This window comes from Thioclava sp. JM3, assembly GCF_002213185.1.
Lineage (GTDB): Bacteria > Pseudomonadota > Alphaproteobacteria > Rhodobacterales > Rhodobacteraceae > Thioclava > Thioclava nitratireducens.
Map to the genome: position 1 here is coordinate 1 of NZ_NBOB01000012.1, position 15050 is coordinate 15050.

General features: G+C 60.4%; 13 protein-coding genes. 10 read left to right on the forward strand and 3 right to left on the reverse strand.

All coding sequences use genetic code 11. The features are described from left to right. Nucleotides 1-741 precede the first annotated feature (741 nt). The 4 genes from B6V73_RS20880 (at nt 742) to B6V73_RS17870 (ending at nt 5797) form a co-directional block, all read left to right on the forward strand. Complete coding sequence (locus B6V73_RS20880; RefSeq protein ID WP_168174933.1) at nt 742-918, forward strand: hypothetical protein; 177 nt, start codon at nt 742-744, stop codon at nt 916-918. Nucleotides 919-1330: 412 nt separating this feature from the next. Next, entirely contained in the window at nt 1331-1951 is a 621-nt protein-coding gene (locus B6V73_RS17860) for a helix-turn-helix domain-containing protein (protein WP_088725993.1), read from the forward strand. Further along, the gene (locus B6V73_RS17865) at nt 1944-3872 is read left to right on the forward strand and encodes a relaxase/mobilization nuclease domain-containing protein (RefSeq protein ID WP_088725994.1); all 1929 of its coding nucleotides are present in this window, start codon (nt 1944-1946) and stop codon (nt 3870-3872) included. The genes B6V73_RS17860 and B6V73_RS17865 overlap by 8 nt, the downstream gene beginning before the upstream one ends. A 14-nt stretch (nt 3873-3886) precedes the next feature. Beyond that, nucleotides 3887-5797: a type IV secretory system conjugative DNA transfer family protein gene (locus B6V73_RS17870; RefSeq protein ID WP_088726041.1), complete on the forward strand. Its 1911-nt coding sequence runs from the start codon at nt 3887-3889 to the stop codon at nt 5795-5797. 104 nt (nt 5798-5901) lie between these two features. Here the strand turns inward: B6V73_RS17870 and B6V73_RS17875 are convergent, their stop codons facing one another. Then, nucleotides 5902-6189, reverse strand: a complete 288-nt coding sequence (locus tag B6V73_RS17875; protein ID WP_143597940.1) for a helix-turn-helix transcriptional regulator — start codon at nt 6187-6189, stop codon at nt 5902-5904. Nucleotides 6190-6214: 25 nt separating this feature from the next. Here B6V73_RS17875 and B6V73_RS17880 point away from each other — a divergent pair, with 25 nt between their 5' ends. The 6 genes from B6V73_RS17880 to B6V73_RS17905 all read left to right on the forward strand — a co-directional run bounded on the left by B6V73_RS17880 (nt 6215) and on the right by B6V73_RS17905 (nt 12542). After that, nucleotides 6215-7057 (forward strand): 8-oxoguanine DNA glycosylase, encoded by an 843-nt coding sequence (locus tag B6V73_RS17880; RefSeq protein WP_143597941.1) that lies wholly within the window; start codon nt 6215-6217, stop codon nt 7055-7057. A gap of 460 nt (nt 7058-7517) precedes the next feature. Beyond that, nucleotides 7518-8711: a PfkB family carbohydrate kinase gene (locus B6V73_RS17885; RefSeq protein WP_088725997.1), complete on the forward strand. Its 1194-nt coding sequence runs from the start codon at nt 7518-7520 to the stop codon at nt 8709-8711. Beyond that, entirely contained in the window at nt 8708-9301 is a 594-nt protein-coding gene (locus B6V73_RS17890; RefSeq protein ID WP_088725998.1) for a 7-cyano-7-deazaguanine synthase, read from the forward strand. The genes B6V73_RS17885 and B6V73_RS17890 overlap by 4 nt, the downstream gene beginning before the upstream one ends. A 674-nt stretch (nt 9302-9975) precedes the next feature. Continuing rightward, entirely contained in the window at nt 9976-10560 is a 585-nt protein-coding gene (locus B6V73_RS17895) for a VUT family protein (protein WP_088726042.1), read from the forward strand. 148 nt (nt 10561-10708) lie between these two features. Then, nucleotides 10709-12040, forward strand: a complete 1332-nt coding sequence (locus tag B6V73_RS17900) for an AAA family ATPase (RefSeq protein WP_088725999.1) — start codon at nt 10709-10711, stop codon at nt 12038-12040. After that, nucleotides 12018-12542, forward strand: a complete 525-nt coding sequence (locus B6V73_RS17905) for a hypothetical protein (protein WP_088726000.1) — start codon at nt 12018-12020, stop codon at nt 12540-12542. Before B6V73_RS17900 ends, B6V73_RS17905 begins: the two co-directional genes overlap by 23 nt. A 103-nt stretch (nt 12543-12645) precedes the next feature. Here B6V73_RS17905 and B6V73_RS17910 read toward each other — a convergent pair whose 3' ends face one another. Together B6V73_RS17910 and B6V73_RS17915 are read right to left on the reverse strand one after the other, a co-directional pair. Then, the gene (locus B6V73_RS17910) at nt 12646-13629 is read right to left on the reverse strand and encodes an ATPase, T2SS/T4P/T4SS family (RefSeq protein WP_088726001.1); all 984 of its coding nucleotides are present in this window, start codon (nt 13627-13629) and stop codon (nt 12646-12648) included. Beyond that, on the reverse strand, nt 13626-15050 hold the full coding sequence (locus B6V73_RS17915) for a TrbI/VirB10 family protein (RefSeq protein WP_088726002.1): 1425 nt from the start codon (nt 15048-15050) through the stop codon (nt 13626-13628). The genes B6V73_RS17910 and B6V73_RS17915 overlap by 4 nt, the downstream gene beginning before the upstream one ends.

Genomic DNA, 15050 nt, shown 5'->3' on the forward strand with positions numbered 1-15050 from the left:
ACTACTACACGCTGACCATCCGCGACCACGGCTTCAACGCCAACCTCGGCAAGGCCGCGAACCAGGACGATCTGTCCATGCAGGCCGTCATCCCCTGGGGGCCCAAAGACGCCGCCTAAGCCAACGGCCAGACCGCTTCGGCGGTCTGGCTTTTTCTCGTTCTGAGGAATGGCAGCAGTTCGGGTCTGAAACCCGAGTCCGAAGGATGCCGCATATTTAGGACGCAGTTGGTCAGTCTGGATAGGTCGCAGATGCTGCCACGATCTTTCTGCTCCGCGACAGCGCGGATCGCGCGAACCCGAGTCGGAACCCAGTGTCTGCAGGGAGAGCTGGCAGCCCGCTGAACGAAGTAAGCGCACCCCTTCTCTCATTCGAGCAACCCGCGTCTGGGTCGTGTTGGCGAAGCTGCCAGGGGCGCCGAACTCACCCTGTGCCGCGAGGGTGTAAACCGCAGATCAACGTCATGCATCCCGGGGCAACGTCTCACACCAGTATCACCGCCGCGCGCCTTTCCGTCGACCTGTTGGCCTTTCAGATCGCTAGCCCGGGGTCGAGCGGTCGGCAACGCCGGGGACAGGTTTCTGGACGGCTGGCGCCTTGAGCGCTGCGGGGCATCGCTCACAACAAACCTGCCCCCGGCGTGCTCCATTTCATTCCGCCCCGTGCCGGGTGCAGCCCGCTCTCATGCCCCCGGTCTTTTCCACGATCCGTCCAACGACGATCAACGGAAAGGATCACACCATGACACTCGAACAATCCATCGACCTCGCCGAACTGCAAGCCGACATGGCCTTCGAGGACTACCTCGCCGCCTTCGACGAAGACGCCCATCCCGAGACCCTCGACAGCCTCGAGACCGAGGCGCTGATCGCCCGCAGCCGCTACGACAACCTGCGCTCTCAGGGACTGGGTCACTGACCCAGGCACCCCTGCGGGTCTTCGAATCCGCAGGGGTCTGACGCCGTCTCGCAGAAGCTTCGTGACGCCCTCAGAGGGTGTAACCCGTGCTATTTCGCGCGGGCCGTATTCGTGTTTCTGGCGCCCGATCCATAACCTGCTCGGGTGCTCGGATAGCCTGACGTCGCGTGCGTCTTGAACATAAGTTTCGGAAGACTTTTCGACCTGGTTGTCCCGCATCGATGAGGGCGGGTCCCGCTCCATGTCGTGCCGCGACGCAGGGTCTTGATGGAGTCCAATGCCAGCAAAAAGACACAACATGCAAAACGTAATATTGCGCAATGTGATGTATTGAAGTATAAGCGAAGGAGAGAAGAGAGACGTTGGCAGGATATGCCCAATGTTTGCACATTTTGTCCGAGGGGTCTGACCCGTGCCGAGGCCAGCGAAAAACCTGAAGCTTGAAGAGCGCATCGAAGTCGCGCGGCGCTTTGCGGCGGGCGAAAGCGCGAAGGACCTGGCGGTGGCGTTCGGCATCTCTCCGCGCCACGTGAACCGGCTCGCGAAAGAGGAGGCGGGCGAGGGGATTGCGGTGCGCGATCCAAGTGAGACGGTGGCGTTCCGGGCAAGCCGCTCCGAGCTGGACGCCTTCGATGCGGAGTGGCGCGAACGGGGCTATGCAAGCCGGTCGCAGGCGCTCAATGCGGTGCTGCGCGGGCGGTGCGGTTTCCTCGATGTGCCGCGTGATCTGGTCTCGGAATTCTGCGCCGCATGGCGTCAGGCGAAGGATGTGAGCGACGCCGGATTGGTGCTCGCCAAGGCGGTCCATCGCGGTCGGCTGGAGGTCTCGGAGCCGGACCGCGCGGTGCTGATCGAGTTGCTCGATCTGGCGCAATCGATGAGCCGTGAATTGGGCCGGATGAAGGATGCGGCGCAGGCGCTGCGTCGTCAGGAGTGGCCACAAAAGGAAGAAGGGCAGGGGGTGGAGAGCGCCGTTCTGGAGGATGGCCCGCGCGCGATCGGGAGCGGTCTGAGGCTGGTGCGCAATGGCTGATCCGCTCGCCCTCTACACCTCGGTCATGGGGCGGCTCTGGGAGGATGAGCGCATCCGGGGTCAGGCCGAGGCGCGGATCGACGCGCGGCTGGCAGGCCGTCGGCAGGGGCGGAGTTTCGCGCACGTTGGTTCCCTGTCGGCGCGCAACGCGCTGAAGGTGGCGTCGGGTCAGAGCCGGGCGGCGGTCTTCAAACGGATCCGGGCGGGGGGCTGCAAGACGCGGGCCTCGCTCGGGGCGCAGATCTCCTACATCAACGACAAAGCGGTCTACACCTATTCGACGATGACCAACGCGCTGACCGATGCGGCGGTGCTCAGCGAGGCGCAGAAAGAGGACATCATCGAGGATTGGGCCGGAACCTGGCGCGGCTCGACCAAGCTCGGGTTCACCTCGCACATGCTGCTCTCGTTCCCGACCGACGTGACGGTCGACCAGGTGCGCGACATCGCGATGGACTGGACGGAGCATTTCTTCGAGAGCGGCGAATATGGCGATCAGTGGGACTATGTTCTCGCGGTCCATGACGACCGGGCGCACAAGCACGCGCACATCATCCTGAACAATCGCGGCGTCGAGAAGGGCACCTGGTTTTCCTGTTGGGCCGAGGGCGTGATGTCGCCGCAGCTCATGCGCGAGAAGCAGGCTGAGATCGCGGAACGCTATGGCGTCATGCTTGATGCCACCACCCGGCTTGAGCGCGGCATCTTCGAGAAGCCCGCCGGAATCGAGGAAATCTACCGAGCGAAGGAAGAGGCGAGGCTGCCGCGCGAGATCGCCCTGACGGCCCAGGAATCCGCCATCGCGCAGGCGCAGGTGGTGGGCTTCGCCAAGGACTACAAGAACCTCGCCGACCTGCTGGACCGCATGGACCAGCGCCACATGGCCCGCGCCGTACGCGGCTTGGCGGACGGGCTTGGCTCGGGCACGCCGTGGAACTTCACCGAAGGAGAGATAGACATGAAGGACATCAAGACCGTCGGTGATGCGATCGACTACTCCGAGCGCACGATCGAGGCGCTGCGGCTCAAGGCCGAGGAGCTGGATCCGGCCGAGCGTGCCGTCTTCGAGGCGAAGGCCGCGCCGATCATCGCGGACCTTTCGCAGATGGTACCGGACCCGGAATTGCGCGCGCGGTTTGGCAAGCAGCTCGAAGAACCTTATCCACCGGGGGCGGGCAGCGAGGTGCTGATCGCCGCGCTGCAGTCCGGCAATGACGAGGGGCTGCGCGATGTGCTCGAGAGCGCAGAGGAGGCCGGAATGGACAGCGAGGAGCTGGTGGCCCGGATCGCGGCGGGTGGCACGCGGAACTACGGCATGGCACAGGACTGGGTCGAGCGGGACATGAACGCGGTGCTGTCGAAGGACGGTCTCAGCGTTGAGACCGCGAGTGACGACCAACTCGATGCCGCGCTCGAGAAGGTCGACGGCGTGATGGACGCGCTGATGGAACGCGCCAAGGAAATGGGTGTCGAGATCGGCCGGACCCTCGCGGACGAGGAACAGGATATCCTGCCGCTGATCGATGAAGACGACCGGACGCCAAATCCCTACCTGCAGGACCTCGCCGACATGTTGCGCGATGGCAAGCTCACCGAGGAGCAGGAAGACACGGTCGAGCGGACCCTGCAATCCGAGCTCTTCAAGGAACTGGGTGAGGAAGGTTTGGCCGAGCTTCGCCGTGGCAACTACGAGGTGCTGGACGCGGTCCTGCCGAGCAAGCTCGACCAGATCACGGTCACGCAGGAGTTCCTCGAGATGACCTTCGAGGAGACCGGCGACAAGGTCTTCACCGACCGCGCCGCCGGGTTGCAGCAGGACAAGGCGACCGAAGTGGCGCGGCTGCGCGGCCAGCAGGAGGCGCAGGAGTTGGGGCGTGATCTCAGTCGGGACCGCGGTCTCGACGACGAGATGGAATTCTGAGGCGGATGACCACCATGACCAAGACACTTCCCCTCTGGGCAGCACTTCTCTTCGGTGTGATCTGCGGAGCCTTCATCGGCACGATCATCGCCGCCTTCTACCTGACCCTGGCCCTGAAAACCGGGTTTCAGAGCTTCGACATGCTGGCGCTCTGGAAGGCCAGCGCCGGCACGCGCGCGGCGCATCCCGAGGCCTTCAAGGTGGGATTTGGTGCCGTCGGCTTCGGGGCCATCGGCCTCGGTGCTTTGGCGCTGGCCTGGACTTGGAAGAAAGAGCGGGACGACTACGGCTCGGCTCACTGGCAGACCAAGCCGGAACTGAAGAAGAACGACATGCTGCAGGCCCCGGGCAAGGGTTTCGTCTGTGGTAAGCTTGGTGCGCCGACCTCCAAGGCCGAGTTCATTTCCTCGACCACCATCCCCCATGTGATGATGGTCGCGCCCACCCGCGCAGGTAAGGGTGTGGGTTTCGTGATCCCGAACCTCCTGAGCTTCGCGGGCTCGGTCGTGGTGCTGGACGTCAAAGGCGAGAATTTTGAAAAGACCGCGCGGCTCCGGGCGCTCAACGGCGACGAGGTCTATCGCTTCAGCCCCTTTGATTGGGCCAATGCCACGCATCGCTACAATCCGCTTGCCCGGATCGCCAAGGCCCGGACATTCGCGCAGCGCTTCACTGAGGTCTCGATCCTGGCCGACCTCTTCCTCGATAAGGACAACAAGCAACTCGACACCTTCTCCGAGGCCGGCAAGTCGATCTTCGTCGCGGCCTGTCTGCTGGCGATCCAGCGTGGCACGCCGAACCTTGGCGAGGTGAACAAGATCGTCGCGGGCGGCGAGTACAAGAACGCGCAATACAAGACCTATGCAGACGAGGCCGAGGAAGACATCCTGCGCGAGCTCTGGACCAATGCGGCCTCTGCCTCATCGCGGCTGCTGACCTCGAACATCCAGGCGCTGATGACCGCCGGTCTCAAGCAATGGGACAACCCGGCGGTGCGCTCGGCCACGCAAGCCAGCGACTTTGATTTCTCGACCTTCCGGAAGCAACCGCAGTCGCTCTATATCGCGGTCTCTGAGGATCACATCGCAACCCTCGCGCCACTTCTGCGCCTGATGTTCGCCGACCTCATTGCCTCGATCCGACTGAACGAGCCGGGCCCGGATGAGCCCTGGCCGGTCATGATGATGATCGACGAGTTCCAGCAGATGGGGGCCATGCCCTATCTCGAGCGCGCGATCCATTCGCTGGCGAGCTACGGCGGCCGGGTTGCGATGATCGCGCAGTCACTGGCCTCGCTTGACCGGATCTACGGGCCCGAGGGCCGCGAAAGCCTCGAGAACGGGGCAGGGCTGAAGCTCTACATCACGCCACGTGATCAGCGGACGGTGAAGGAGGTCTCCGCCGCCGTTGGCAGCACCACCCGCGAGGCAGTGACCCGGATGTATGGCCGCAACAAGGGCTTCCTTGGCGCAACCTCGACATCAGCGCGGCTGGAAGAGCGACCGCTGCTTTCTGAGACCGAAGCGCGCCTGATGGACCCCGACGAGGTCATCATCCTCGCCTCGCCCCAGCATCCGATCAAGGCGAGCCGGATCAAGTATTACGATGATCCCTTCTTCAAGGAGATGCTGGCACGACAGGAGGGCAAGCCCTTCCCCTATCCGCCGAGCGTGCAGGGTGTGGGGCCTTGGGGTAGCGACGGTGGTGACGAGGACGGCTCAGACGAGCAGGCGAAACCAGCCGAACGCGCGCCCCGGGATCGATCACAGCGCCGCGAAGCACGCGCAATGAGCGTGAGGACGATGGAGGCTGGGCGCGGGCAGCCCGAGCCCGAGACGCTCGAGCGGGAAGCGGCGATGCCGAAGGAATGGGAGGCGGCCCTCGATCGACAGGAGGATTTCATCGAGGAGTTGTTGGGTGGGTGATGCCAGGATTTGAAACGATGTGTCGGTACCCAAACTCAAGAGCTGATGCCATTATCGCCCAACGCCTGCCGTTACGCAGTGTTGTCGACCAAGGGCGAGCAACATCAGTCGCTCTTCTTGTCGGTTTCCTCTGCGGCTTCGACGCGCGTGCGAAGCAAATGCATCAATTCGATGCATTTTTTGAGGATCTCGCGGTCGATACTGACTGCCGTCGATTCGTTCTGTTCCAGCCAAGCTTTCATCTTGGCAGCCATCTTGGGTGCCAATGGGACGCGGTTCGCAACCACCTTGCTATACTGTCCCTGCGAAACGCCCATTTGATGAGCGACTTCAGCCTGACTCATTCGAGCGGATTGCCGCACATTTTCCACTTCTGCTATCAGGTCGCTCATTGTCGTCGGGGATTATTCAGGATATATGCATTTTATGCATTCTAGCGCTCACTCGTCAATTCAGACCGTCTATGCAAGGTCGGAGGCAGGCTACGTCGGTCGTAACTTGCCCTCGGCAGATCAACGTCTGGACATAAATGGCTTGGTTTGGGGGTTCGCTGAGGAAATCGGTTCACCCGCATACTGGGCTGCGCAAGCCTGGATGTGGCAAGTTGAGGCGCCGGCGCACTACAAGCTCGGTCGGAGCCTTGAGGAGGAGCTGATTGCTTGCCTGCTCGGAGGTTACGGCATTCCTGCAGAAGTTGGGCTAGCTGCATATGAACGTCTGCGAGCGGTGAACGCCGAAAGCCCATGTCGGCTTTTGGATGAGGAATTCGTCCTTGAGCTACTTGCCGACCCATTGGACCTGAACGGGAGGCTTGTTCGCTACCGTTTCGCAAAACAGAAATCGGCCTATCTTGCAGGGTCGATGCGCGCGCTGCGAAGTTTGGACCGAGAGGCCCCTGATAGAGAGCTGCGAGATGCGTTGACAGCGCTGCCGGGAGTGGGGCCAAAGACAGCTTCCTGGATTGTCCGAAATTGGCGTGACAGCGATTGTGTTTCGATTTTGGACATCCACATACTGCGCGCGGGCAGAATACTGCAGATATTTCCTGAAGGGAAATCTGTCGAACGCCACTATCTTGAGCTGGAAGCGGCATTCCTCGATTTCGCGGAAGCGATCTCTGTCAAGGCTTCCATCTTGGATTCTGTCATGTGGATGAACATGCGTCAGATTCCTGCCGCAATCCTGCGAAGACTGGCCGACCCTTCGGCCGAAGTTTTCTCGCCGAAGGCCGAGCCAGTTCAACTAAGCTTGGCGCTGTAAATTCCATAATCCGTTGATTAAGCACTTTTCTTAAGGTGTGTTCCCCCCTAGGTTGAGGCGGTTCGCGGTGCTTTGGATTTAGGAGGACTAACATGTCAGGTGGTGGTGGAGGGCGTGACGATTACACGCCGCCGAAGATCCCCAATCGACCAGGTGCCGGAGGGGGTGGTGGCGCCGGAGGCGGCGGAGCCGATCCTTGCGCCATTTTTCAGCAAGCGCCCCTGAACAGTCCCCGACCAGCCGTTGTTTCGACCCTTGCTGTTGGAGACGTGTTGGACGTTGTTTTGAACTTAGGTGGTCCGCGTCCCATATTGGAAGTTCACGCGCCTGCCGGTATTGCTGGCGCGTTGACCCATACCGGTCACATGCAAATTGTGGACTGCATTCAAAACGGACACCAATACGTCGCTGAAGTTGCAAGCCGGTCCGGCGCCGCAATTACACTACAGGTCCGGCCTGCATGATTACAATTGCAGGTGGCGTATATCGTGAAAGCTGCATCGAGCCGCATTGGGACGACATATTTGGGTCAGCGGGCCGAGCAGCCGTCGCCTTAGCTGATACAGGCGAGACAATTTCCCTTCATACAGTTCGCGCCAAATCACTGTCAGCGGGAATTGAAAATCTGTCTGCAGCCTTCGGGATAGATGCAACCGGTCCGGAGGTCGAAGAAGGGGTCGAGTTTGAATATATGCACTCGCTCGGTACGCCTAGGATTACGCCTCGACCCGACGCTATTCCTCAGTACCCCCCTTTTGAGGTGGTAGGAGACGTCGTGCTTCGTTTTGGCATGCTTGAGGGGAGTGCCCGAGTTGCCGGGGGCCGGGTTGTCTACGATCCGCAATCGGCATTCGATCCTCGGCCATACCACGAGAATGGTTCCAGCGCTGAGACTCTGGCCGTCATCTTGAACAGGCTTGAAGGCCGCCGCCTTTCTGGGCGGACTGAACCCTCCGAGATCGTTGAACACATCCTTGATGAATGGAAGGCTGACGTTGTTGTCCTGAAAATGGGAGGACACGGAGCGATGGTCCACGTTCGGGGTGAGGCCCCTGTGCCAGTACCATCATACCGAAGCGAGAATGTCTGGAAGATTGGGTCGGGAGATGTGTTCTCTGCAGCTTTTGCCTATTATTGGGGTAAGCTTGAGAAACCAGCTGCGGAGGCCGCGGATCTCGCGTCCAGAGCGACGTCCTATTACTGTGGTACGCGTTCTCTCCCACTGGTGCCTAAAGATACATTGCGCGAAGTGGTCAAAGACGCGGTCGAGCCGAGAGGCGGCAAAGTCTATCTGGCTGCACCGTTCTTCAATTTGGCCGAGCGCTGGATTGTCGAAGAGGTCCGCGAACAGCTCTTGCACATGGAAGTTGAGGTCTTTTCGCCACTTCATGATGTAGGCGTAGGTCCGGGCGATGTGGTCGCGAAACAAGATCTCGCGGGACTTGACGAGTGTTCCGTCGTGCTCGCGATTTTGAATGGAGGCGACGCCGGTACAATTTTTGAGATTGGCTATGCGGTGGCGAAAGGAATTCCGGTCATTGCATTAGCGCAGAATGTGCGGCCAGAAGATCTCAAGATGCCCATGGGCACTGGCTGTCGAGTATACGAAGACTTGGTGACCGCGATTTACCAAACAGTTTGGGCCGAACCATGAGAGCACTTCTCCTGTCCGGAGGCATGGACTCCATTGCCGTCGCCTATTGGCAGCGTCCTGAGATTGCCATCACGATTGACTACGGGCAACGCGCGGCCGAGGCAGAAATTACTGCGGCCAGCCAAGTGGCAAAAGAAATCGGGATGCAGCATGAGATCATTGCGATCGACTGCCGTGCCATTGGTTCCGGTGACATGGCGGGAAACGATGCCCTCGGTGTCGCCCCCGTACCGGAATGGTGGCCATTCCGCAATCAGTTGCTCGTGACCTTCGCCGCTGCTCGGGGAATAGTTCTCGGCGTAACTGAGGTGATGACCGGATCGGTCTCGTCTGATGGCACGCACGCAGACGGGCGTCCTGAGTTCTACGACGCAATGGATAGGGTGACCGCTGTGCAAGAGGGCGGCATCCGCATCTCGGCTCCAGCCCTTACAATGACGACCACCGAACTGGTGCGCCATTCAGGTGTCCCGCGCGAGATTCTGGCATGGGCTCATTCTTGCCACACTGGGAATTTGGCCTGCGGCCAGTGTCGCGGATGCGTGAAACATTATCAGGTGACCAAGGAAATCTACGGTGTCGCCTATTGATGATGAGCCTCGCCCGATACTGCCTCCACAAGCCACCACGAGAGCTAGCTTTCCAGAAAACGGCGTCGTTGAACTTCCGAAGCCGCGACTTCTTCCGGATGTAGGTCTGCCGGACGTCCTGGCGGCCCGTCGGTCGGCAATCTCGGGGCGGGTTTCCCGGCAGCAATTGGGAGACCTTCTCTTTCACCTGACGCGTGAGCGATGTCGAGGCCCAGGGCGGTTCGGTGTCCCGTGGGTTGGCCGAGCAAGTCCGTCAGCGGGTGGATTGCATGTCCTGTCGATACTTTGCATTCCGGTTGGGGAGAATGACCCAGTTGGTGTCTATGATCCTTCCTCGCACGCCCTCAAGCTAGTCCAAGACCCGACCCTTGTGAGAGATGCGAATTCGGATAGCGTGAATTCTCTCTGTTCGGCGACAGCTGGAACGACCCTTCAATTCGTCGCTGATATCGAATTTCTTGAAAGCTGCTACGAGAATAGCGCCAGCCTTATTTGGCGTGACAGCGGTGCGCTCGCCATGACGATTTGCATGGTTGCCACAAGTTTGGGAATGACGTCGGTGGTGCTCGGGAGAGTAGGAAGCTCCCTCCTCGGCGGCAAGAACTTCACCGACCGTTTTGTCGGTGCAGGTGCGGTACATTTGGGCGGAGGATAAAAATGGGAGCCTGTTGCGAGTGACATCGATTTCGAGACGGAAAGCAAGAATTGTGAAAGGTGGTGTGGTCCTCTCCTACATTGGCTTTTTGCTGACGGGACCAGCTTCGAACTGGCTCATTCAGAACGTGGGAACTTATTGCGTTCCCAATGGACCGTGCTTGATACCGGTCTTGCCGGGGATATCTGCGCCGAGCGGCGTTCTAATGGTCGGCCTGGCATTGGTATTGCGTGATCTCGTCCATAGAGATCTCGGTGCGTACTGGGCGCTTTCCGCCATTTTATTAGGAAGTCTCATATCTGCGATATTTTCCCCCCAAGCGCTCTTAATCGCCTCCACAACCGCATTCCTCTTGTCGGAGCTTTCAGATTTCGCGGTTTTCGCCCCGCTGCGCCGGCGCGGATTCGTGGTTGCCGCGTTGGTCAGTAGCACTGTTGGCTTGATTGTTGATAGCTTGGTTTTTCTTTGGCTCGCGTTCGGCAGTTTGGACTATTTGGCCGGACAGGTCTTGGGCAAGCTTTACATGGTACTCGTAACCATCCTAATCATTGTCATTTGGGAGCGTCGAAGGGGAATTTGGGCAAAGCGCCCGACGCCGCTTTAGGCAAAGTCATAATGGGACAAGGCCGCGGCGTTTGAAGTGATCGTGAACCTGGCAGGTGTCTAGGAAACTAGGGGTACCTCAAGGATCGGGCCTGTGCGTACGCGTCCGCTATTGTCATTAGGCATGAAAAGCTCGGAGAATCCTGCACATGGTGTCGGAGAATGAAACCAAGAACGAACCGCCAAATCTGATCGAGAGCTTTCTCATTCCGAAGGCATCCGGTGTTTCACCGCTGACCTTCAAACTTCCGAGCGAAGACGGACGCGGCTCGGTGACTGTTCTTTGCGGAGAAAACGGAACCGGGAAGTCTTTCATCCTCAGAGCTTTGAAGGGGGTGGCAACAGCCAAGCAGTCGTCAAAAAGCTTTCCTGGCTTCAAGCTCAAGACAACGGGTCAAGGTAGGGTTAACATCGTTCGCCCCCACCACCACAAGGAACGCATGACGTCGCTTGGCATCCTGGGCGAGGTCCAGGCAGGAAAGAAGGTCAATCTAGGCGATGAGTATCTGAGGTTGAAAATCGGGCTTTTTGCCCTGCTCATGCCGCATATCTTGGAGGCGATAGAGGCACCAGATGATTTTCAGGCCGAAGAATGGCTCGACAATGAGACCTATCGGCAGTCGGTTCACCAAATGGTTCCGGATGAAGAAGAGGCGCTCTTCATGCTGGATGTCGCCGAGCATGACTTCCTCAGGGTCTTCTTGAAGGTCACCAACGCGGCTCTGGGTTTTCGCAAACATGAAAAGGGCATCGAACTCGTCTTGGTTTGGGGCAACGGTGTGGTTGCGCCCTACCCCGATTGGAGCGACGGCCAGAAGTCACTCTTCACGATCATGACCGAGATCGCGGTCGACCAACCCGACGTGTGTGCCTACGATGAAATCGAGAATTTCTTCCATCCCAGATACATCTCCGATGTGCTGGAGTTTCTCAAAAATCACGTGCCTCAAACCATCCTGGCATCGCATCACCCACATATGATCTTCGGTCGCGCTGTTGATGACGTCTACTTCGTCGAGCTTGAAGATGTACGGGATCCTGTCGGACCTACCCGCATTGTACGCCGCCCATCGCAGCCAATCCCGAAACGCCGTTTCACCAGGCTAAGAGATGATTTCAGAAGGCTTGCCTATACCTACAAGCTCTTCGACATTGCCGATGCCAGATTGCTGTCCCAAGCAGCCTCGAGCACAGAGCTATCTTCCAGCACAGTCAAATTGGCAATGGCAACCGCCTTTGAGTGCTCTGCTGCGCCGGCCCGCGCCAGCCCTTATCCAGACCGGCAGACCGCCCAGATCGGTGCTTTCCTTGAAAAGTACTTCTCCGGGATGACCACCCTTGATGTGGTTGATTGGGGTGCCGGCCTCGGGCGAACTGTCAAAGAAATTCGCAAGACAGGTGCGGCGGAACAGATCCGTTGGACGTTGTTCGAACCCGTCGCTGACACCGGAAAAAAAATTGGCCGAGCTTCATGCCGATGACCCAGGGATCACGATAGTTCCACATGTCGAAGCACTGGCGCATATCTCTGCCGACGTCGTTCTTCTGACGAACGTCCTTCACGTACTTCGCCCCGCTGACATCGCCGAGGCTGTGAGTTGCATCTGGAAGTTACTCGCGGAACGAAAGGGCGTCTTGATTGTCTCGGAGATATTTCCTCTTCTTATGCCAGAGCAGAACGCTGTTCCCGTGCCTGACCATCACCTTGTGATGTTTCTTCGAGAGGTTGGCTTCGCCGTTGCACAGGTCAGTTTCGAGGTTGCAGGTTGCTCGGCCTATTGCCTGGCTGCGAAGGTGAAGCCGGGTTCACCGCTTGCAGCAGAGGCAATTGAGTCCGCGGCCATAAACATGTGGCGGCAGATCAATGCGGAATTCGTCGCGAACTATGCGGATGCTGGCCCAATGACCTCGCTCGAGGATCAAAAGCGGCTGCTAAACTGGGTTTTTGGCATAGCACGAATACAGCACATCTTGCAGTCATAGTTCTGGCGAGAATGCTGTTTTTCAGTCTATGATTTGGGGGTTTTCGAGCGATCCGATTTTGGACGCAGCTAATCCGGTTTCTGTCAATTTCCGCCCAGCGGCGTCATTCCCCCGGCAAATAGAACTCCGTAATCCCCCGCTTGCCCTCGGCCCGCCCGAGCTGCACGATCACGTCGATGGATTTCCGGATGTATTCCCGCACTTCGGCAAATGTCAGCGGTGTGCCAGCCTGTAGCACCATGATCGCCAGCCGGTCGATGGCGAGTTCCGCGGTTTCCGCGTGGATGGTGGAGACCGACCCGCCATGGCCCGTGTTGATCGCCTCGAGATAGGTCAGGGCCTCGGCCCCGCGCAACTCTCCGACGATAATCCGGTCGGGTCGCATGCGGAGGGAGGCCTGCAGGAGGGCGTTGGCGCTGCGTTGCGAACCGGCACCGCGGTCGGCCAGGAGGGCGACGGTGTTCGGCTGGCCGGGGAAAAGCTCGAAGGCGTCTTCGATGGTGATCAGCCGCTCTTGCTCGCTCACATGCATCAGCAGGTGTCGCGCGAACGTGGTCTTGCCGGTCGAGGTGCCGCCGCTGATCAGGACGTTGAGCCGTGCCTCGACCAGGGTTTGCAGCGCGACCTCGAGGTTCTCTTCGGCAAGACTGGCGATGTTCTTCATCTTCTCGGCTCGGAGGGTATCGAGCGAGACGGCCTTGCCGAAGAGATAGGTGGGTATGTAGTCCCGGACGCTGCCCGACGCGAAGAGGCGGATGGTGATCGAGGCACCGCGATCAATGGCTGGCGGCACGGCGACCTGGACCCGGAGGGGCCGGCCTGCATATTCCACCTTGCCGGACACGAGCGGGTTCTTTTCAGAAACGCGGGCCTTGGCATCGCCAACGATGGTCTGGGCCATGTTGAGGGCGGTGGTGCGATCCACAGTTTGGCCTTCGTGGCGCATGGTGGCGTCGCCTGCGACCTCCAGCCAGACCTTGCCGTCCGGGTTGATCGCGATCTCGACCACGTCGTAGCGCCGCAGAAGGTCGCGGAACGGGTCGAGATATCGCTCGAGGTAGGAGGCTGGGCTTTCTGTCCTGGTCAATAGATCACCACATCCCGATCCACGAGCACGGTGACCGAGGCGCCCTGATCGACATAGATCGTCGGCGCGATCGAGACCTGATCCGCGATGACCGAACCGACCGCGTCCTGAAGGTCGCTGCCGACATCGCCCAGGACGATGCTTGTGGTTTCATTGTTGGCGCTTTCCGCCGCCACCGCAGGCGCGGCTCCGATCACGGAAATCAGCGCCGCCCCGCCGAAACGTTCGGCGAACTTAGTGTCGACGAGACCGGTGAGGCCTGAGCGGCCAAGCTGGTCTCCGCCCACGGCGGCGATTTCCATCGAGGTGCCGTCCGGGGTCAGGACGCGGGTCCAGAGGATCAGGATGCGCTTCTGGTGCATCTCGATCCCGGAGCGGTATTGGCCAAAAAGGCGGGAACCCCGGGGGATCAGGATCCGGTCCCCGGAAAACGCCGGAACCGGTTCAGAGACGACCGCGACGACTGACCCCGGCAAGTCGCTGTTGATGGCGGTCTGGAGCGCGGCCTGGATGACGGACCCTTGGGTCAGGGTGCGCTCGGGATGGGAGAGGCGGGCGGCCTCCTGCACCTCGAGCGGGCGCGCACTCTGCAGGAACGCCTCATTACCCGAGAGGACCGGCCCGCCAGTGCCAGCGGCAGCAGGATCGGCCACCGCCGCGCTACTCGCGCCGCCGCGCGGACCGTCGGCATAGACCACGGCAGGGGATTTGATTTGCGCGGTCAGAAGCTCCTCGGCGATCCGTTCGGCCTCGCGCTGGCGTTGCTCCTCTTCCTGGCGGCGGCGTTCTTCGAGCAAGCGCTGATCGGCGATCAACCCTTCGCGGTCGAGCTCGGCCTCGAGCCCCTCGCGCTGCGCCCTCTCGGCATCGAGCATGGCCTGCAAGCCCTCGATGCGGGTCTCGGTCTGGCGCTGCAGGTTGGCAAGCTCGGTTTCCTTTGCTGTCAGGGTCGCCTCGAGCGCCGCCTTCTGCTCGTCGAAGGCCTCGCGCAGGTCCGCAACAGCGGACTGGATTTCCGAGTTGCGGGCGGCCTGGCTGGCGGCAAGGGCCTCGCGCAGCTTGGCGATCTCTGCCAGCACCTCGGTGCTCGGTTCCGGGGCAGGGGCGGCGGGGACATCGAGCGCTTCCTCGACCGCGATCAGCGCGTCATTCACCCTTTGCTCTGTCTCGTCGGGCGGGAACTCCAGCCGCCCGCCTGTGCCGGGGCGGCGGTCCTGGAAGGTCTCGACATCGGAGGTCTCGAGCGCACTATCGCCCTCTTGCAGTCCGGTGGCCAGGAAATACGCGACCCCGGCACCGCCCACGGCGAGGGCAGCGGCGAGCGCGCCGACCCCGAGGCTGTTGCCCCGGCGTTTGGATTTGCCGCGCTGGCTGAACTGATCAAGGCGGTCTTGCAGATCGGGAGGGGTTTGATCGGCCAT

Excerpts from the sequence above, each read along its gene's own strand:
- B6V73_RS20880 (WP_168174933.1), top strand. The coding sequence starts at position 742 with ATGACACTCGAACAATCCATCGACCTCGCCGAACTGCAAGCCGACATG.
- B6V73_RS17865 (WP_088725994.1), top strand. The coding sequence starts at position 1,944 with ATGGCTGATCCGCTCGCCCTCTACACCTCGGTCATGGGGCGGCTCTGG.
- B6V73_RS17870 (WP_088726041.1), top strand. The coding sequence starts at position 3,887 with ATGACCAAGACACTTCCCCTCTGGGCAGCACTTCTCTTCGGTGTGATC.
- B6V73_RS17875 (WP_143597940.1), bottom strand. The coding sequence starts at position 6,189 with ATGAGCGACCTGATAGCAGAAGTGGAAAATGTGCGGCAATCCGCTCGA.
- B6V73_RS17880 (WP_143597941.1), top strand. The coding sequence starts at position 6,215 with ATGCATTTTATGCATTCTAGCGCTCACTCGTCAATTCAGACCGTCTAT.
- B6V73_RS17885 (WP_088725997.1), top strand. The coding sequence starts at position 7,518 with ATGATTACAATTGCAGGTGGCGTATATCGTGAAAGCTGCATCGAGCCG.
- B6V73_RS17890 (WP_088725998.1), top strand. The coding sequence starts at position 8,708 with ATGAGAGCACTTCTCCTGTCCGGAGGCATGGACTCCATTGCCGTCGCC.
- B6V73_RS17900 (WP_088725999.1), top strand. The coding sequence starts at position 10,709 with ATGGTGTCGGAGAATGAAACCAAGAACGAACCGCCAAATCTGATCGAG.
- B6V73_RS17915 (WP_088726002.1), bottom strand. The coding sequence starts at position 15,050 with ATGGCCGATCAAACCCCTCCCGATCTGCAAGACCGCCTTGATCAGTTC.